The 18,982-nt window shown below is 71.8% G+C and carries 15 protein-coding genes and 1 tRNA gene; 11 read left to right on the top strand and 5 right to left on the bottom strand.

What is annotated here, in order from left to right; translation table 11 throughout:
• Positions 1-16 precede the first annotated feature (16 nt).
• The 3 genes from ACH4TP_RS30890 to ACH4TP_RS30880 are packed head-to-tail and all read left to right on the top strand — an operon-like array spanning position 17 to position 3,462.
• A complete protein-coding gene (locus ACH4TP_RS30890) occupies positions 17-442 on the top strand; it encodes a hypothetical protein (RefSeq protein ID WP_398439754.1) in 426 nt (141 codons plus the stop codon).
• A gap of 42 nt (positions 443-484) precedes the next feature.
• Positions 485-2,803, top strand: a complete 2,319-nt coding sequence (locus ACH4TP_RS30885; protein WP_398439753.1) for a hypothetical protein — start codon at positions 485-487, stop codon at positions 2,801-2,803.
• Positions 2,804-2,841: 38 nt separating this feature from the next.
• On the top strand, positions 2,842-3,462 hold the full coding sequence (locus ACH4TP_RS30880; protein ID WP_398439752.1) for a hypothetical protein: 621 nt from the start codon (positions 2,842-2,844) through the stop codon (positions 3,460-3,462).
• 22 nt (positions 3,463-3,484) lie between these two features.
• Here the strand turns inward: ACH4TP_RS30880 and ACH4TP_RS30875 are convergent, their stop codons facing one another.
• The 3 genes from ACH4TP_RS30875 to ACH4TP_RS30865 are packed head-to-tail and all read right to left on the bottom strand — an operon-like array spanning position 3,485 to position 8,851.
• Positions 3,485-5,590 (bottom strand): protein kinase, encoded by a 2,106-nt coding sequence (locus ACH4TP_RS30875; protein ID WP_398439751.1) that lies wholly within the window; start codon positions 5,588-5,590, stop codon positions 3,485-3,487.
• Positions 5,591-5,643: 53 nt separating this feature from the next.
• Complete coding sequence (locus tag ACH4TP_RS30870) at positions 5,644-7,806, bottom strand: protein kinase (RefSeq protein WP_398439750.1); 2,163 nt, start codon at positions 7,804-7,806, stop codon at positions 5,644-5,646.
• A gap of 4 nt (positions 7,807-7,810) precedes the next feature.
• Positions 7,811-8,851 (bottom strand): serine/threonine protein kinase, encoded by a 1,041-nt coding sequence (locus ACH4TP_RS30865; protein ID WP_398439749.1) that lies wholly within the window; start codon positions 8,849-8,851, stop codon positions 7,811-7,813.
• Positions 8,852-9,130: 279 nt separating this feature from the next.
• On the opposite strand from ACH4TP_RS30865, the gene ACH4TP_RS30860 reads away from it, so the two are divergent.
• From ACH4TP_RS30860 to ACH4TP_RS30850, 3 genes are read left to right on the top strand one after another with little or no spacing between them, the layout of a single operon-like run.
• On the top strand, positions 9,131-9,559 hold the full coding sequence (locus ACH4TP_RS30860; RefSeq protein WP_389237378.1) for a hypothetical protein: 429 nt from the start codon (positions 9,131-9,133) through the stop codon (positions 9,557-9,559).
• Positions 9,560-9,574: 15 nt separating this feature from the next.
• Complete coding sequence (locus ACH4TP_RS30855; protein WP_398439748.1) at positions 9,575-11,908, top strand: hypothetical protein; 2,334 nt, start codon at positions 9,575-9,577, stop codon at positions 11,906-11,908.
• 42 nt (positions 11,909-11,950) lie between these two features.
• Positions 11,951-12,625, top strand: a complete 675-nt coding sequence (locus tag ACH4TP_RS30850) for a hypothetical protein (protein WP_398439747.1) — start codon at positions 11,951-11,953, stop codon at positions 12,623-12,625.
• A 12-nt stretch (positions 12,626-12,637) separates the two neighbouring features.
• Here ACH4TP_RS30850 and ACH4TP_RS30845 read toward each other — a convergent pair whose 3' ends face one another.
• Together ACH4TP_RS30845 and ACH4TP_RS30840 are read right to left on the bottom strand one after the other, a co-directional pair.
• Entirely contained in the window at positions 12,638-13,024 is a 387-nt protein-coding gene (locus ACH4TP_RS30845) for a phage holin family protein (RefSeq protein WP_398439746.1), read from the bottom strand.
• 56 nt (positions 13,025-13,080) lie between these two features.
• Positions 13,081-13,155, bottom strand: a tRNA-Cys gene (locus tag ACH4TP_RS30840).
• 181 nt (positions 13,156-13,336) lie between these two features.
• Here ACH4TP_RS30840 and ACH4TP_RS30835 point away from each other — a divergent pair.
• From ACH4TP_RS30835 to ACH4TP_RS30815, 5 genes are all read left to right on the top strand, one after another.
• The gene (locus tag ACH4TP_RS30835; protein ID WP_389237421.1) at positions 13,337-14,809 is read left to right on the top strand and encodes an MFS transporter; all 1,473 of its coding nucleotides are present in this window, start codon (positions 13,337-13,339) and stop codon (positions 14,807-14,809) included.
• 107 nt (positions 14,810-14,916) lie between these two features.
• On the top strand, positions 14,917-15,105 hold the full coding sequence (locus tag ACH4TP_RS30830; protein WP_398439745.1) for a hypothetical protein: 189 nt from the start codon (positions 14,917-14,919) through the stop codon (positions 15,103-15,105).
• Positions 15,102-15,497, top strand: a complete 396-nt coding sequence (locus ACH4TP_RS30825; protein ID WP_398188623.1) for a type II toxin-antitoxin system death-on-curing family toxin — start codon at positions 15,102-15,104, stop codon at positions 15,495-15,497. Before ACH4TP_RS30830 ends, ACH4TP_RS30825 begins: the two co-directional genes overlap by 4 nt.
• Positions 15,498-15,617: 120 nt before the next feature.
• Positions 15,618-17,414: a DEAD/DEAH box helicase gene (locus ACH4TP_RS30820; protein WP_389237448.1), complete on the top strand. Its 1,797-nt coding sequence runs from the start codon at positions 15,618-15,620 to the stop codon at positions 17,412-17,414.
• A 411-nt stretch (positions 17,415-17,825) separates the two neighbouring features.
• On the top strand, positions 17,826-18,467 hold the full coding sequence (locus ACH4TP_RS30815) for an IclR family transcriptional regulator (protein ID WP_116160749.1): 642 nt from the start codon (positions 17,826-17,828) through the stop codon (positions 18,465-18,467).
• Positions 18,468-18,982: the final 515 nt, after the last annotated feature.

Below are 18,982 nucleotides of genomic sequence, written 5' to 3'. Positions count from 1 at the left end.
CGTCCGTCACTCACCCATGGGGAAGCGGACGTCGTTCGACGAGGAGTGGAGCCAAGTCCGCAGCGAGACCGCGGCGATGAGGCTCAACAGCGTGCCCGCCGACGGTGGTGGTGGCGGGGCCAGCGACTACAAGGTGACCTCCGCCGACCTCAAGGCCATCGGCAACGAGGCCCAGGAGCTCTTCCACTGGTTCGAGCGGGACGCCTTCCACGCGGGTGCCCAGACGGACGCCGCGGCCAAGAGCCTCGACGGCGACGGGTTCCTGACCGGTTCGGCGATGTGGACGATGTGGGGAACCTGGCGAGACCAGGCGGAGACGCTCCTCAGTGCCTGCGCGCACATCCACAATCATCTTGAGGACACGGTCATCAGCCACACCAACCACGAAGAAGTGCTGGTCACGAACTTCTCCGTGTCAGAGATCGACAAGCACTTCAACTGAGCCCGAGCCGGCAGCGGTGTCGGTGGCTGACGAGGGAAACAGATGCTGAAGTTCGACCAGGTCCTCCACGCCCGGCTCGGCAGCCTCAAGGAGGCCGTCACCGTCTGGTCGGAGACGGTGTCCAAGCTGGAGAAGAGCAAGGAGAAGGCGGAGACCGGCCTCCAGGGAAAGGCCGACAAGGCCGACTGGAAGGGCGAGAACGCCGGTGTGACGCAGGCGTTCGTGCGGAAGACCGCCAAGGAGTTCGGCGACGCGCTCACCGAGGCGAGTAGCATCCGCAACATCCTGCGGGACGCGGAGAGCGAGTTCCAGGCTGCCAAGAGCGAGCTGGAGAAGCTCGTGGCGGAGGCCCCGGGCAAGGGCATGCGCATCGACCAGGAAGGCGTCGTCAGCCATCTCATCCGGCCTGACAGCCGGTCCAAGGACTACGACGGTCCCAAGCCCCAGCCGGCCGACTTCGATGCCATGAACGCGGCGATCAAGGCGGCGATCGCCCGGGCCGACAATGCCGACGACGTCGCCTCCCGCGCCCTGCGCGCACTCGTCGGCAACGACAAGAACAACTTCTCCGGCACGCATTACGACTCCCTCAAGGCCGCCTCGAAGGTGCAGGACGCCGAGGACGCGCATGCCGCCTACGAGCTGTACAAGAAGGGCGACGACGCCACTCCCGAGGAGATCGACAAGCTTGACGCCCTCTTCAAGGCCAACCAGAAGGACCCTTACTTCGCCGAGAAGTTCGCCCTGGAGGTCGGGCCGAAGGGCAGCATGGAGTACTGGGCCGACATGGGCGACCCGAGCGACGGCTCCCGGCTCGGCGTCGACCACCGCGACAAGCTCAAGGAACTCCAGACGAACTGGAGTCTGACGCTCGCCACCGCGACCCACTCCACGAGCCCCGAGATGGAGCAGTGGAAGGCCGACGTCATCAAGGCCGGCACCGAGCCGATCCAGACGCGCGGCACCAGCCCGTACGGCTTCCAGGTCATGAGCAACCTCATGCGGGTCGGCGACTACGACGACAAGTTCCTGAAGGACTACGGCAACGGGCTCGTCATCGCCGAGCGGAAGATGACGGGCGACGGTCGGCTGCCCGCCGACCGGGCCTGGCACCGCACGACCGGTATGCCGAGCCACCTGAACTGGATGGGCGGCGACTCGGGCAACGACCCCATGGTCGGCTTCATGGAGGGGCTCGGGCACAACCCCAAGGCGTCCACGGACTTCTTCAACGGCGACATCGACCTCACGCCCGAGAACACCAAGGACGACAAGAAGATCGACCCGTTCGACTACTTCACCAAGGACCGCGACTGGCCCGAGGAGCTGAACGACAAGGGCGACAGGACCAAGGAGCCCGGCTACGACGCGCTCGGTCACGCCTTGGAGTCCGCGACCACCGGCCACCCGTACGACGCCGACCCCGAGGGGCTCAAGGACGTACGGAACAAGGAGAACGCGGAGGTCATGCAGAAGGTCGTCGAGCGGTACGGCAGCGACCCGAAGTACATGCACCAGCAGCCGGGCATCGACGACAGTCTCGGCAAGATGGGCGCCGCGTACATCGACGAGCTGAACCGTTCGTTGGAGGCGGACAGCGACACGACGATGGAGGAGGTGGAGAACTCCCCCTTCGGCCTCAACGACGCCAAGGGCAAGTCCCGGTTCGGCGAGGAGTTCGACACCGGGCTGCTCTGGAACCGTGGCGACGCCATCAATTTCATGGGCGTCGTGTCGCAGAGTGAGACCGGTCACTCAACGCTCTCCGCGGCCGAGTCGTTGTACACGACAAGCGTTCTCGACCAGGTGGGACCGAAGCCGGGGACCGATTTCGACGAGAGGGACCTGACCGAGGCGCGGACGACTCTGCGGATCGGGTCGGAGGCGCAGGGAATCATGGACCAGTCCCGTATGGCGCAGATCGACACGGACTACGCGCAGGACTCAGACGAGCACAAGAAGGCCGTCGGCAAGACGACCGAATGGGTCAAGTTCGGGGTCGGAGCGGCTGCGGCGGGCGGTGTCGTCGCCCTGACCGGCGGTGCTGCTGGCGTACTCGTACCGCTGGCCGCCGAGACGGTGGGCGGCGCGGTGACGACCTTCATCGGGATGGAAGCCGATGACATGGCGGAGAAGTACGAGAAGGACGAGCTACTCAAGCAGAAGTCGGACGATTTGAAGGCCGAGGCGCTGGACAAGGGAAGGCAGAACTCACTCCGGCCGGGAATTGCCTACGCGACGGACCCCGCCTGGAGTGTTGAGGAGCGTCGCTACCTCAGGGAGGAGCTGGTCAAATACACCCTGGACTCGCGCCTGCACTCCCGGGACGACAACCTCCCCGACCCGTACGAGAAGAAGTGACGCACATGCGGTCTGCGCCGGCACGAATCGGTACGGCCATGGCCGTCGCAGTCCTCCTGACAGGCTGCTCGGGCGGCGGCGGGGAATCCATGGCGGAACCGGAGGGTCTTACAGCTGCCAAGGCCTGCAATGGCTTCGCCGAAGACGCACCGGTCTCGGCGGCGCTCAAGGCCGTCCTGGGCGGCGACCGCTTCGATGACAACCTGTCGAAGCCGGAGAGGGCGCTCGAAAGGCTGCGGGAGGATGCCGTCGCGGAGTGGGCCGACTCGTACCAGCCGCAGCCGGTGACGTACTGCGGCCTCCAGTCCGCCGAGGAGGTGTCGAGGAACCTCAAGATCGAGGTGAACGCGGTGGGGAAGGGGCCGTACGGCCCGGGGCCGAAGCTCGCCAAGGACGTGACCTCGTACGCCTCAGGACTTGCGGCCTTCACCTCCTCCGGCCTCGGCTACGTCTACTTCAGCTGCCGTCTCAAGGCGCCCGCCCACGAGATCGTCGTCGAGACGACCATCTGGGGTCCGGCGGGCGTCCCGGACACGGACCTGGGGCAGCGCACCCGCCTGATCACCCTGGCCAACGCGGCGGCCCGGCAGGTCGCCGACGAGCTGGGGTGCGGGGACACGGGGCTGGTCGACGGTGTGCCGGGGAAGGCGCGGTCGTAGCGCGTAGGGACGGCCGGGTCCCTCACTCGTCGTAGACCGGCATCGCCGTGATCCCGCCGCCGCGTGCGAGGAAGACGCGATGGGCGTCGCCGGCGAGCCGGTAGGGGCCCTCGTGCTGCATCCTCACGGTGAACAGCACTTCGCGGGTGGTCTTCTTCACCACGCGGACGGCGCTGTCGTCGGGTTCGGGGAGCCAGACCGTCCCGCCCTCCACCGCGGGGGCGGTGAGGGTGCCGGTCGTGGAGCCCGGGTCGCCCAGGATCTCCGTCCACTCGGTGCTGGGGCGGCCGCTGCCGGCGAGGGTGGTGTAGCGGCAGGCCCGGTACCCCTCGACGGCGTAGACGGATGTGCCGTCGGTGGTCGGGCTGGCCCAGCCCGGTTTTCTGTCGCTGGAGCTCATGGCCTCGTCCATCCACAGGATGTCGCCCTCGTCGAGGGTTCTGGCGATCAGCTTGGGGCCGGCGAGATAGACGGTGCTGCCACCGATCGCGGGGACCTGGCCGCGGGTTCCCTGGCCCTTGAGCTTCCACGCGGTCTCGCCCGTCGTGGTGTCGACGACGTCGACCTGCCCGTCCCGCCCCTGGATCACGAGCCGCTTCCTGCCCGTGGCCGCTTTCGCGGGGCCCTCCGGGGAACGGGGGGAGAGCATCGGGCGGGTCCAGGCGGTGGCGAGCGTCCAGGCGTCCACGGCGCGCAGCCGGTTGTCCTTCGTCACCAGGTAGACGTGGGTGTCGTCGGCGGCGAGGACCTGGTCGGCATCGCCGCCGGTCTGCCAGACGGGGGCGCCCGTCGAGGCCACGAACGCGTTCAGGGCGCCCGCCTCGTCGATGCCGACGACGAGTCGGCCGGCGACGGAGGCGTAACCGGCGTCGGCCCGGATGCCCTTGGCCCGCCACCGTTCCTTGCCGTCCGTGACGGACAGGGCCAGCAAGCCGCCTGTCCTCGCCTGCACGATCACCACATCCCGTACGGGAAGCGGGAGGTGATCGTCCCGGGCGGCCACGTCGAGAGGGCCCCACAGGGCCTTCGGGGCCTTGCCCGGCTCGCTGTCGATGAGGGAGGCGAAGGCCGCCTCGGGGGTCGCGACGGCCGGTGGCACGTCGGCGGTCGGGGACTCCTCCCGGTTCAGCCACCAGGCCCCGGCCCCGCCGCCCGCACCGAGGACGGCCACGCCGGCCGCCGTCATGGTGAGGAAGCGGCGCCGGGAGGGAGCGGCGCCGGGTACGGCGGTGTCCTCGGGCGCCGCGAGACGCCTCGTGGCCGTCTCGCGCCGCTTGACGTCCTCCGCCAGCGGGCCCTTGCGCCAGGCGCGGTCGGCGCCCTTCGGCGGCGCGAAGGCCTCGGCGATCCGCGGGGGCGCCGGGCGGAACGCCGGGTCCTTCGCCAGGCACGGGCCGATCAGCTGCTGGAGCTCCGGCGGCACCAGGCTCAGGTCCGGGACGCCGTGCACGACCTCGTACTGCACCGCCGCCACGTGGCCGCCGTCGAAGGCGCGCCGGCCGCTCGCCGCGTACGCGAGGACCGCGCCGAGCGAGAAGACGTCCGAGGCCGGTCCGACGCGCTGCCCGAGGACCTGCTCGGGCGCTCCGTAGCCCGGGGTGACCGGGATCTGGCCCGTGGTGGTGAGGGTCAGGCCGTGCTCGGGGCGCGCGATGCCGAAGTCGATGATCCGGGGGCCGGTGGAGGTGAGCACGATGTTCGTCGGCTTGAGGTCGCGGTGGACCAGACCCGCCAGGTGGATGTCGTGCAGGGTGCGCGCGAGCTGCGCGGCCAGGGCGCGGACCGTCGGCACGTCCATCGGGCCGTACGTACGGACGGCCTCGTCGAGCGTCGGGCCGGCGAGGAACTCGGCCGCGATCCACGGCCGTCCGCCCTCGGTCTGCGCGCCGAGGACCCGCGCCACGCCCTTGGAGGTGACGGCCCGGGCCATGTCGGCCTCGCGGACGAACCGCTGCGCGAGGTGCTGGTCGTGGGCGAGTTCGGGGCGCAGGACCTTGACGGCCGCGGGTGCGCCGGAGCGGTCCCGGCCCACGTACACCTTGCCCATGCCGCCCTCGCCGAGGACGCCGAGGAGCCGGTACGGGCCGAGCCGGAGCGGGTCGCCGGTGGCGAGGGGCTGTGTGGTCACGAGGGTTTCCAAGTCGATGGGGGAGGGGAGGGAGGGGAGGGGAGGGGAGGTGGTCAGGCGAACGGGATGGCCACGACGGACGACGCCCCCGCCCCGACGATCCGGGTCCGCGTCCTGTCGACGACGTACCGGCTCGCTTCCGTCGGGAACACCCAGGCCGAGCGGCGGGTCGCCCGGTCGACCGCGCTCAGGCCGCCCCGGACGGGGGCGTACACGTACTTCTTCCCGACCACCGGGACCATGACGAGCTCCGGGGACAGGGCGCGGCCGGAGGGGCTCTCCTTCCAGCGGGCGGCGCCCTTGTCGGCGCTGACGACGACGAGGCCGCGGCCGGCCTCGTTGGCGTGGACGAGACCGTCCGAGACGGCCGGCAGGCCGAAGCGGGAGCCCTTGCCGTGCTCCCAGACGACGGCGCCGTCGGCGAGGCGCAGTGCCCGCAGGCGGTCACCGCCGAGGTACACGTGCCGGTCGTCGGTCGCGAGCTGGCCGGGGCGGTAGGACATGGAGTCCTTGAGCGGGATGCTCCGCCGCCACAGCAGGCGGCCGGTGCGCACGTCCCGCACCTGGAGGTCGAACGAATCGAGGTCGTCGCTGTTCTTGGCGAGGAGCAGCAGGTTCCCGACGACCTGGGAGAGCCAGGGTCGGACATTGCCCCACGCGTACGGCTGCCGCCAGACCTCCCTGCCCGTGCGCAGGTCGACGGAGACGAAGTGCCGGCCGGTCGTGCTGTCGGACCCGCCGTCGTCGACGCGCGAGGCGGCGTAGAGCCGTCCGCCGGACACGGCGAGGAGGTCCGTGCCGCCCATGGAGCCGTCGAGACCCTTGATTTCGATCATCCGGGCCGCCTCCTTGCCGGTGCGGGGCGCCAGCGTGCGGATCCGCAGGGCGCGGGGGCCGGTGCTGGGGCCGTCGGACGTGTAGAAGTACGTTCCGTCCGCGGTGATCTGATGGGGCCTCGGCAGCATGTCGTCCCACAGCTCGGTGCCCTTCCGCGTGTCCAGCGCCCGGAACGACACGGTCTCCGCGAACCCCACGACATCGCCCGCGAGCAGCGGCGTGATGGTCTCCTCGCGATCCAGGTGCTCCCCCCGCCACAGCGCCGCCGGCGCCCCGTCCGGGGCCGTCGTCGCGGGGATCGCGGTGGGGCCGGTGGCTGCGGAGGTGTCGGGGGTGCCGGAAGAGCGGGAGCCCAGCCATGCCCAGAGCCCCCCGCCCACGGCCGCCGTGCCGAGCAGGGCGCCGCCGCCCAGGGCGAGGGCGCGGCGGCGGGAGAACGGGGTGCTCGGGACCGTCGGGGCCGTGGCGGATTCCGCCGGGGCCGGGAGGCGGTGGGGTGTGTGCAGCCAGACGTCGGTGGCGCGGCGGGCGATGTCGGTGAGGAGGAGGGGCGGGAGGTGGTCGGCGAACTCGCCGTGGCCGTCGTGGAGGTGGTCGGCCAGGACGCTGGTGGTGGGGCGGGCCGAGGGGTTCTTGGCGAGGCAGGCGGTCAGGAGGGGGAGGAGGGCGGCCGGTACGCCGGTGAGGTCGGGGTCGGCGTGGCGGACGCGGTAGAGGAGGTCGGCGGGGGAGCCGGTGCCGAAGGGGCCGTGGCCGGTGGCGGCGAAGACGAGGACGCCGGCGAGGGCGAACACGTCGCCCGCGGGGGTGTGTTCCTCGCCGCCCGCCTGCTCCGGCGACATGAAGGCGGGCGTGCCGGCGGCGGCTCCCGTACGGGTGAGGTGGTCGTCGCCGGCGGCGCGGGCGATGCCGAAGTCGATGATCTTCGGGCCGTACGCGGTGACGAGGACGTTGGAGGGCTTCAGGTCGCGGTGGACGACGTCCGAGGAGTGCAGCTGGGCGAGGGCCCCGGCGAGGGCGGCGCCGAGGGCGCGGACGGTCGGTTCGGGGAGCGGGCCGGCGAGTGCGACGGCGTCGTCGAGGGGCGGGCCGAGGACGTACTCGGTGGCCAGCCACGGCGTCTCGGCGAGCGGGTCGGCGTCGACGACGGCCGCGCCGTGCCGCGCGCCGATGATCCGCGCCGCGTCCGTCTCCAGGCGGAAGCGGCTGCGGAAGGCCGGATCGGTCGCCAGGCGGGCGTGCACCGTCTTCAGGGCGACCGTGCGGCCGCCGGGCGTGCGCGCCAGGTAGACCGTGCCCATGCCGCCGGAGCCGAGGCGGGCGAGGAGGCGGTACGAGGCGACGGTGGCCGGGTCGTCGTGGGTCAGGGGCGACAGCATGAGGTCAGGTCCCGGAAAAGGCGGCGGAAGAGGCGGCGGGGGCGGTGTCGGCGGGGAGTTCGGCGGCCAGGAGCGCGGACGACTGGCGGGCCAGCGCCGCCACCACCCGGCCCGGCAGCCAGCCGGGGGTGAGCAGGGAGCCGGCCGAGTTCAGGACCGTCCGGTGCGGGGTGGGCGGGGCCAGGGCCGTCATCAGCGCGGCGGCGGTCGGGCGGTTCGCCGGGTCGCGGGCCAGGCAGGAGGAGACGACCGGCCGCAGGGCGGGCGGGAGTTCGTCACGTTCCGGGACCGTGTGCCCCGTGGCGGCGTACGCGAGGACCGCGCCGAGCGCGAAGACGTCCCCCGGCGGGCGCGGGCGGCCGCCGGACGCCTGCTCGGGGGCGAGCGCGCCCGGGTCGAGGCCCGGCACCCCGGCGCGCGGCTCCCCGTCGGGGCCCGCCGCCCGTACCGCGCCGAAGCAGCTCAGCCGGGGCCCGTCGGCGGTGAGCAGGACCGCGGCGGGGGAGACCCCGGCGTGCGTGAGGCCCTGCGCGTGCGCGGCGGCGAGCGCCTCGGCGAGGGCGGCGCCGACGGCCCGTACGGTCGCCTCGGGCAGCGGCCCGCCGTGGACGGCGAGGGCGACCGGGAGGGGCAGGGCGGGGAGGTAGGGGGTCGCGTACCAGGGCGTTTCTCCGGGGGCGGCCAGCTCCGTCACCGAGGCGATCCAGGGACCGAGGAGCCGTCGGGCCGCCTCGGCCTCCGCGGCGAAGCGGTCCGGGTCGGCGCCGGGGAGCGGGGCGCTCAGCAGGACCGTGCGCTCGCCGTCCCGGGTGCGGGCCACGAAGCGGCGGCAGGGGACGACGGCGGGAGCGAAGGGGGCGGCGGGACCGGAAGGGCTGGTGGAACCGGAAGGGCTGACGGGGCCGGGCGGGCTGACGGGACTGGGCGGGCTGACGGGACTGGGCGGCCCTGACGGGCCGGGCGGGTCGAGGCGGGTGATGAGCCGGTACGGGCCGATCCGGCGCGCGGACTCCTCCCGCTCCTCCCGCATGCGCGACTGCTCCACGTGTACGGCCCCCCGTCGTCTCCGGCACCCCGTGGCGGCGGGGGCGGGACGAGCCTATCGAGACGACGACGGGGGACCCCTCCCGGGCCGGAACGTCCCTGCTGTCCGAGTTGCGAAGGTGAACTACCCATGGGTACGCCCTGGCGATCACGAACATGCGGAAGTTCCCGGCGGGGAGTGCTGGAACGGGCCTCCGGAGGCTAGGGTGGCGGGGCTTCCCCGGGCGCGGAACTTGCTGGGGCGAAGCGGGAAGGGTTCACGGGAGCAGCGGGGGAGAGCATGTCGTTCGAAGACGAGTGGGCGTCCGTACGGTCCGCGTCGACGGCCAACGTGAGCATGAGGCTCAACCAGGTCGCCCCCGAGCCCGGTGGTGGCGGCGGAGGCAACGCCGACCTCAGCGTCGACCAGGACAAGCTCGGTGCCATCGGCAGCGCCGCGTACGCGCTGCACGGCCGGCTCGCCAAGGACGGCAACCACGCCCGTACGAGCACGACCGAGGCGGCCACGCAGCTCAAGGGCCATGACTTCCTCACCGGTTCGGCCATGGCGGCCGTGCAGGAGACCTGGGACGAGCAGCTGAAGACGCTGATGGACGCCTGCGCGAACATCTCCAACCACCTCGACTACAGCGCGGCCTCGCACGCCAAGGAGGAGCAGGACATCGCGACGTCCCTCGCGACCTCCCAGATCGACCAGTACTTCAAGTAGGCCGGGGGAACAGCTGTGTTGACCTACCAGAACGTGATGCAGGCGCCGCTCGACAGGATGAAGACGGCCGCCGACGATTGGGCGGCTCTGAAGGGCAAGCTCGACACCCTCGCCCAGGACGCGCAGTCGACGATGGCCGCGAAGGCCAGGGACGACTACTGGCGCGGGGTGAACGCCGAGGTCACCAAGCCCTTCGTGGACAAGACGGCGAAGGAGTTCGGCGACGCGGCGAAGGCGGCGGACGGCATCGCCAAGGTCCTGGCGGACGGTCACCAGGCCTTCAAGAAGGCGCAGGACGACCTCAAGCGGATCGCCGAGACCGAGGCCCCCGCGAAGGGCTTCCACGTCGGCGCAGACGGCACCGTCACCGCCAAGGAGCCGCTGTCCCAGATCAAGGACCCCGGCGCCCGCCACGACCCCGACTTCCAGGAGCTGGTCCGCAAGGAGCACGCCGACATCCAGGCGATGGAGGAGCGCATCAAGGCGATCCTGGAGGTCTGCACCGAGGCCGACGTGGCGTGTTCCAACGCGCTCCGGGCCAACAACACCGGGGACAAGCACAACTTCAGCGACCCGAAGTACACCAGCCTCGACGCCGAGGAGGCGCAGCGCGCCGTCGACCTCGCCAAGAAGGGCCGGGACATCTCGCACGAGGAGCTGATGCGCCTCAACGAGCTCCTCAAGGACAACAGCGGCTCCAAGGAGTTCTCCCGCGCCTTCTACACCGGCATGGGCCCGAAGGGCGCCCTGGAGTTCTTCGGCCAGCTCTCCACCGACACCTACGACTACTCGAAGGTCGACAAGCAGCGCCTCGCCGACGTCCAAGAGCTCCAGAAGAACCTGGGCCTCAACCTGGCGACCGCCACCCAGGGCGGCGACGCCTGGACCGAGAAGTGGTCCGCCGACATGCGCAAGCTCGGCACGGAACGCATCCCGCTGATCAAGTACGACAACAACCCCGCCTACGGCTACCAGTTGCTCGGCGGCATCATGCGCTACGGCGACTACGACAAGAAGTTCCTCGTCCCCATCGCGGAGCACGTCGCCCAGCTCCACGCGAAGGACCCCTACCTCTTCGCCAACAGCAAGCCGATGCTGGCCGGCGGGCTGCAGAACCAGTACAACCCGTCGGGCGTCAACGGATCCGGGTTCGACCCGATGATCTCGATGCTGGAGGCGCTGGGGCACAGCCCGGAGGCGTCGAAGGACTTCTTCTCGAAGGACCCGACCTCGTACAACCAGGACGGGAGCATCGGCGGGACGGTCGACCTGGACCCGAAGAAGGACGGGGCCCAGAAGAGCTACCTGGACTTCTTCGCGAACAAGGACTACACCTTCTTCGCCGACGTCGAGGGGCACAACCCGGACGACCTCACCAAGACCATGGGGTACATGCCGGACGCCCTCGGTCACGCCCTGGAGTCGGCGACGCTCGGCCACGCCTGGGACGACCCGAACCCGGAGCTGAAGCGGGACGAGACCACGGCCGGGATCATGAAGGACGTCGTCGAGAAGTACGGCGACGACGCCGAGCTGCTCAAGAAGTGGCAGCCGGCGCTGTCGGACAGCCTCGGCAACATGGGTGCCGGTTACATCGACGACCTCAACTGGGCTCTGGACAAGAACACCCCGGACAGCGTCTTCCACCCGACGAAGGAGACGGATGCCCACCCCGTGTTCGGCCGGGACGGGGCGGTGAAGTTCCTGAGCACCCTCGGTCAGCACCCGGACGCCTACGCCTCGGTGTCCACGGCCGAGCGTCTCTACACCACGAGTGTGCTCGAGGCGCAGGTCGGCCCGGACGGTCACATCGACGAGGGCCGTGCGCGGGGCGCCGCGTTCACCGGCGCCACACTTCAGGGCCTGCTCGACCAGTCCCGAGGGGACCAAGTCGAGGCCGAGGGCATGAAGAAGCACGAGGAGTACGAGAAGGCCGCCGCGGCCAAGGCCGGTTGGGTGGAGTTCGGCGCCACGGCGGGCATCGCGGCCGGTGTCGCCTTCCTGCCCGCGACCGCCGCGGTCGGCGCGGCCGCCGTCCTCGTACCGCTCGCGGTCGACACCGGCTCGGGCGCCATGGAGCAGCTGGCCGGGCAGGTCATCGGGGACTGGTCGGACAAGTCGGTCGAGGACCACAAGGACAAGACCGAGGACCAGATCCACGAGGACAACGCGGCCATGTACACGGCTGGCCGGTACAGCGCCGAGTCCCCGATGGAGCGGTTCCTGTCCGAGCACCGCTCCCAGGTGAGCAGCGACTTCCGGCAGGACATGATCGAGTCCGTGAGCAACGGCTACATGAACGGCAACGCCCACGCCCGGCAGACCGGCAATGCCCCCGAGACCGGCTGACCGGCCGTCGCGCCGCCCCCCACCAGGAACCCGAGGAACACGATGAGAAGAGCGTCCGCGTCCGTATCGACCGTGCTGGCCTTCGGGCTGCTTCTCACCGCTTGCGGAGGCGGAGGCGGCGAGGGGGAGCGGCCGGTCGCGCAGAAGTGCGACGGGTCGCTTTCGCCCACGGCGGTCGGGGCCCTGGAGACGGTGCTGGGAACGAAGGAGTTCCAGTGGGGCGGCACCGGGCTGGAACGGACGGCGAAGGTCCTGATCGACGACCAGGCGACGCCGGGCCGTGCGCCGGGGGTCCCCTCGATGTGCGAGGCCGGAACCGCCGCCGACGACAGGCTCGGCATCAGCGTCGACTTCCGGCTGCACGACGGCGACGACCTGTTCGACGACGGCACCAAGTGGACGGCCCAGGGGCGGCACCTCTACGGGATGGGGCGGGAGGCGAGCACGGACAACGAGTCGGCGTACCTCTTCGTGGGGTGCGTCAGCCCGCAGCTGAAGGGGTCGGACAAGCAGCCGACCCCCATCGAGGGCGTGCTCAAGTTCAAGAAGCCGGCCCAGGGCGCCTACCCCCCCAACACCCCCGCCACCCGCGAGGCCTACCTCACCGTCCTCCACTCCGTCACCCTCGCGGTCGTGAAGAAGCTCGGCTGCGAGGACGACGCGGGGCTTCCCGGGAAGCCCGTTTTCACGGAGAAGGAGTGGCGCGGGGAGCAGTAGCCGGGTGACCCGTCAGTCCCCGGCCGTCTCGGCGGACGGGGACAGTTGGGACAGGAGCAGGGTCGTCGCGCGGGTGACGAGGGCCGCGAGGAGGATCGTGGTGAGGCCGTCGACGTGGAGGTCGCTGACCTTCGGGCCGAGCCAGGAGATCAGCCACCAGATCAGGGCGTGCTGGACGAAGCCGACGAGGCCGAAGAGGAGGAGGGCGGGGGGTGGGACGCGGCCCGAGGGGCCGACGAAGACCACCTGGGTGAGGACCGCCATGACGACGGCCGCGGTGAGGAAGGACAGGGCCGTGTCGACGGTCTCCTCGCCGCGCACGGCGATGCCGGGCAGCAGGGCGCAGGCGAGGCCCACGCCGATGAGGATGCCCAGTCTGCGGCCGCCTTCAGCGTTCATGGCCGGACTGTCGCACACCGCGCGGCGCGCTGTGAAGATCTTTGGGGAAGATCGCTTGGAGACCGTGGCGGGATTCGAACCCACGTAACTCGCTTTGCAGGCGAGCCCCTCAACCACTCGGGCACACGGTCGTGTTGTGCACGAGTAAGACCGTAGGGCGGGGGCCGGGAGGGGCTCAAGGGTTTCCGGGGGCGTGACATGTGACTGCCATGCCGCCGCAACAATCCGTGCGTGGGTCGTACGTCGGAAGGCCGAGGGCGATCGGGACTCCTGACAGGAGCAAATCCCGGGATCGCCTCTTACTCTGGGGGGATGAGCGCCCTCGAACCCCGCGACGCCGACGTCGCCGACATACCCGGACCCCCTGCCGCCCCCGGCGACGCCAAGGGGTCCGTCCTCGACGCCCGGCACCGGGCGCTCAGCATCGGCATGGTCTCCGTGGTCCTGCTCATCGCCTTCGAGGCGACCGCCGTCGGCACCGCCATGCCGGTCGCGGCCCGCGAGCTCGACGGCATCCCCCTGTACGCCTTCGCCTTCTCCGCGTACTTCACGACCAGTCTCTTCGGCATGGTCCTGGCCGGGCAGTGGTGCGACCGGCGCGGCCCCCTCGCGTCCCTCACCGCAGGCATCAGCGCCTTCGCCGCGGGCCTCGTCCTCTCCGGGACCGCCGGCGCCATGTGGCAGTTCATCCTCGGCCGGGCCGTGCAGGGACTCGGCGGCGGCCTCGTCATCGTCGCCCTGTACGTGGTGATCGGCCGCGCCTACTCCGAACACCTCAGGCCCGCGATCATGGCCGCCTTCGCCGCCTCCTGGGTCGTCCCCTCGGTCGTCGGCCCCCTCGCCTCCGGAACCGTCACCGAGCACCTCGGGTGGCGCTGGGTCTTCCTCGCCATCCCCGCCCTCGTCGTCTTCCCGCTGGCCCTCGCCCTCCCGGCGATCCGCCGCACCGCCTCCGGTCCCGCCGACCCGGCCGCGCCCGTCGCCGCCTGGGACCGGCGCGGGATCCTGCTGGCCCTCGGCATCTCGTCGGGCGCGGCGCTCCTCCAGTACGCGGGCCAGGAACTGCGCGTCCTGTCCCTGCTGCCCGCCGCGGCCGGGCTCGCGCTCCTCGTGCCCGCCGTCCGCGGGCTGCTGCCGCGCGGCACCTACCGGGCCGCCCGCGGGCTGCCCTCCGTCATCCTGCTCCGCGGCATCGCCGCCGGGTCCTTCATCGCCGCCGAGTCCTTCGTCCCCCTCATGCTGGTCTCCGAGCGCGGCCTGAGCCCCACCCTGGCCGGCTTCTCCCTCGCCGCCGGCGGCCTCACCTGGGCGCTCGGCTCCTGGATCCAGTCCCGGCCGTGGACGGAGCCGTACCGGGAGCGGCTCGTCGTCCTCGGCATGGTCCTCGTCGCGCTGGCCATCGCCACCGCGCCCAGCGTGCTCATCGCCTCGGTGCCGGTGTGGACGGTCGCGGTGGCCTGGGGCTTCGGCTGCCTCGGCATGGGCGTGGTGATCGCCTCGACGAGCGTGCTCCTGATGAAGCTCTCCGCCCCGGAGGAGGTCGGCGCGAACTCGGCCGCCCTCCAGATCTCCGACGGCCTCTCCAACGTCCTCCTGCTCGCCGCCGGCGGCGCGGCCTTCGCGGCCCTCGGCGGCGGCGCGATCGGCCACGCGATGGACGCCGGCGCGTCCACCGGCTCCCACCCGGCCGCCTTCGCGGCGGTCTTCCTGCCGATGGCGGGGGTGGCGGCGGTGGGGGCGTGGGTGGCCACGCGGCTGCATGCGGCCGGGGACGGGGCGGCGTAGAGCCCGTAAAGCGGCCTAGAGCCCGTAAAGCGGCGTATAGCTCGTAAAGCGGCGTAGGGCCCGTAAACCCGTCGCCACCGGTGCCGCCGTCCCCCTACCTTTCCGGTATGCGTGAGATGACCCTTCCGGTCGGTGACGGGTTCGCCGACCTCGCCGACGCCCTGGGGCTCACCCCGGAGGAGCTGGCCGCCGAGGCCTGTGACCGTGCCGTGGCCGCCGAGGTCCACCAGGTGCGGGACCGGGCCCTGCTCCTCGCCCGGCGCCACGACTCCCTCCTGAGGAGGCTCGGCGAATGACGGACACCATGAAGAGCTCCCGCTTCCTCACCGTCGCCGAGGTCGCCGAGGTCGCCCGGATCGCCTTCACCGGCGACGGAGTGCCCGAGCTGCGGGCGCCCGGGCTGCTCGCGTCCGCCGTGCACCGGCCGCGGGCCCGGATGATGGGGCGGAGCGCGTACGAGGACGTGTACGAGCAGGCCGCCGCGCTGCTGCACGCCCTCGCGACGAACCACCCCTTCGTCGACGGGAACAAGCGTGCGGCCTGGCTCTCCGCGGCCACCTTCCTCGCCGTCAACGGAGTCGATCTCGCCGACGCCGACCTCGACCGGGCATACGACCTGGTCATCGCCGTCGCGAGCGGCGAGCTGGCGGATATTCCGGACATTGCGCGCCGGATCCGGGAGCTGTGAGGACCGTCTCAAGCGCACCCGCCACGCCTTCGCGCGGGGCGGGTCGCGACGCCCACACCGGTAAGGTGGCCCGGTTGTCATATCTGGACTGTCATTCCGTGACGAGCGTCGAACCCGGAGATCGTGACTACTACCGCCACCTCCTCCCATCACCTTTCTCCCGCCTTCCCAGGACGGGCCCCGTGGGGTACCGCCGGCAAGCTGCGCGCCTGGCAGCAGGGCGCGATGGAGAAGTACATCCAGGAGCAGCCCCGTGACTTCCTCGCTGTCGCCACGCCCGGCGCCGGCAAGACCACCTTCGCGCTGACCCTCGCCTCATGGCTGCTGCACCACCACGTCGTGCAGCAGGTCACCGTCGTCGCCCCCACCGAGCACCTGAAGAAGCAGTGGGCGGCCGCGGCGGCGCGGATAGGCATCAAGCTGGACCCGGACTACAGCGCGGGCCCGCTCAGCAAGGAGTACGACGGGGTCGCCATCACGTACGCCGGAGTCGGCGTACGGCCCATGCTGCACCGCAACCGTTCCGAACAGCGCAAGACCCTCGTCATCCTCGACGAGATCCACCACGCCGGAGACTCCAAGTCCTGGGGCGAGGCCTGTCTGGAGGCCTTCGAGCCCGCCACCCGGCGCCTCGCCCTCACCGGCACGCCCTTCCGCTCCGACACCAACCCGATCCCCTTCGTCACGTACGAGGAGGGGAACGACGGCATCCGGCGGTCCTCGGCCGACTACACCTACGGCTACGGCAACGCCCTCGGCGACGGCGTCGTCCGCCCGGTCATCTTCCTCTCCTACAGCGGCAACATGCGCTGGCGCACCAAGGCCGGCGACGAGATCGCCGCCCGCCTCGGCGAACCGATGACCAAGGACGCCGTCTCGCAGGCCTGGCGCACCGCCCTTGACGCCAAGGGCGACTGGATGCCGAACGTCCTGCGCGCCGCCGACCAGCGCCTCACCGAGGTCCGCAAGTCCATCCCGGACGCCGGCGGCCTCGTCATCGCCTCCGACCAGGACTCGGCCCGCGCGTACGCCAAGCTGATCCGCGAGATCACCGGCACCAAGGCCACCGTCGTCCTCTCCGACGACACCGGCGCCTCGAACCGCATCGACGAGTTCAGCGAGAACAACGACCGCTGGATGGTCGCCGTCCGCATGGTGTCCGAGGGCGTCGACGTTCCCCGCCTCGCCGTCGGCGTGTACGCGACGACCATCTCGACCCCGCTGTTCTTCGCCCAGGCCGTCGGACGCTTCGTGCGATCCCGCAGGCGCGGCGAGACCGCCTCCGTGTTCCTTCCGACGATCCCCAGCCTCCTCGGTTTCGCCAACGAGATGGAGGTCGAGCGCGACCACGTCCTCGACCGGCCGAAGAAGGCGGGCGAGGACGAGGACCCGTACGCCGAGTCCGAGAAGGAGATGGCCGAGGCCGAGCGCCAGCAGGACGAGGACACCGGCGAGCAGGACATGCTGCCCTTCGAGGCGCTGGAGTCCGACGCCGTCTTCGACCGCGTCCTCTACAACGCCGCCGAGTTCGGCATGCAGGCCCACCCCGGCAGCGAGGAGGAGCAGGACTACCTCGGCATCCCCGGCCTCCTCGAACCCGACCAGGTCCAGCTGCTCCTCCAGAAGCGCCAGGCCCGGCAGATCGCGCACAGCCGCAAGAAGCCGGACGCCGACGCGGACCTGTTGGAGCTTCCGGCGGAACGGCGGCCCGTCGTTTCCCACAAGGAGCTGCTCGAACTGCGCAAGCAGCTCAACACGATGGTCGGCGCGTACGTCCACCAGAGCGGCAAGCCCCACGGCGTCATCCACACGGAGCTGCGCCGGGTCTGCGGCGGGCCGCCGAGCGCCGAGGCGACCGCCGGGCAGATCCGCGAACGGATCAAGAAGGTCCAGGAGTGGGCCACGCGGATGCGCTGACTTCCGCTCGGGAGTGATCGAGGCCCGTACGCCGGTGCGCGTACGGGCCTCGGGCGTTCCGTGGCCACGGGAACGCGCCCGGAGACCGGCCCCCACGGTCGGCCTCCGGCCGCCTCCACGCTACGGGCACGACATAGCCGATCTTGTCCGCCAAAGTCCCCTGTCCGACCGACGAAAGTCCCGAACCGTCTTGATCCACCCGCCTGCGCCCGGATTCTGGACGAGGTCTTCCGCTGAGCGGAGCGCGACGCTACTGTCCCGGCTCACAAGCAATCGCCCCGTGGCAGCGCCGCCGCGGAGCGCAGCCGGTGTACCCCTTCCTGCCGGCGGCCTCTGACGTGCGTCGCCGCGGGACCGGCGCCGCAACTCCGTGAGAGCTCCGCCGCCACTCACCTCGAAGGAGAGGGCGTCGTGACCGCGGAGACCTCCCAGACGCTCGACCGGGGACTCAGAGTCCTCAAACTGCTCGCCGACACCGACCACGGCCTGACGGTCACCGAGTTGTCCAACCGACTCGGTGTCAACCGGACCGTGGTCTACCGGCTGCTCGCCACGCTGGAGCAGCACGCCCTGGTCCGCCGCGACCTCGGCGGGCGCGCCCGCGTCGGCCTCGGCGTGCTGCGGCTCGGCCGGCAGGTCCACCCCCTCGTACGGGAGGCCGCGCTGCCCGCGCTGCGCTCGCTCGCCGAGGACATCGGGGCGACCGCCCACCTGACCCTCGTCGACGGGGCCGAGGCGCTCGCCGTCGCGGTCGTCGAACCGACCTGGACCGACTACCACGTCGCCTACCGGGCCGGCTTCCGCCACCCCCTCGACCGGGGCGCCGCCGGCCGCGCCATCCTCGCCGCCCGCCAGGGCGGCCTGACCGAGCCCGGCTACACCCTCACCCACGGCGAACTCGAAGCCGGCGCGAGCGGCGCGGCGGCGCCCCTCGTCGGCGTCACCGGCGTCGAAGGCAGCGTCGGCGTCGTCATGCTCGCGGACGCCGTGCCGGAGCGGGTGGGTCCTCGCGTCGTGGACGCGGCGCGAGAGGTCGCCGACGCGTTGCGCTAGAGCGCGCGGCGACGAGAACGGCCCGAGCCACCCGCGCCCACGCTGGGCGGCGCCCTCCGCCACCTGCCCGCGCGGGCCCGCGCCTGTACTGGGCGGTGCCCTTCGCCCCCGCCCCCGTGCGGGGCCCGCGCCCGCCTGGGGCTTCGCCCCGTGCCCGTGTGGGCCCGCGCCCGGCGGGGCGGTGCGCTTCGCTCGGGGCTTCGCCCCCTCGTGTGGGGCCCGCACCCGCCCCCCGTGCGTGGCCCGCGCCCGGCGGGGCCCGCACCCGCCTGGTGCTTCGCCCCCGCCCGTGTGGGCAATCGTCCCGCTGGGGCGGGACGGGTGGGCACACGGGACGGCGCCCTCTAGCGGCGCCTCCGCGTTCCGAGCCTGGACCCGCACCTGCTGCGCGGTGCGCGACGTGGTGCGGGTCCAGGCCCGGAAGCCTCTGGCGCCGGCAGGGCGCGGGTCCGTTGTGCCCACCCGTTCCGCCCTGCGGAACGATTGCCCACAACGGGGGCGGCGGCGGGTGGGCA

It is taken from the genome of Streptomyces sp. NPDC021012 (assembly GCF_044333355.1).
Lineage (GTDB): Bacteria > Actinomycetota > Actinomycetes > Streptomycetales > Streptomycetaceae > Streptomyces.
This window is presented reverse-complemented; position numbering and strand designations above follow the sequence as displayed.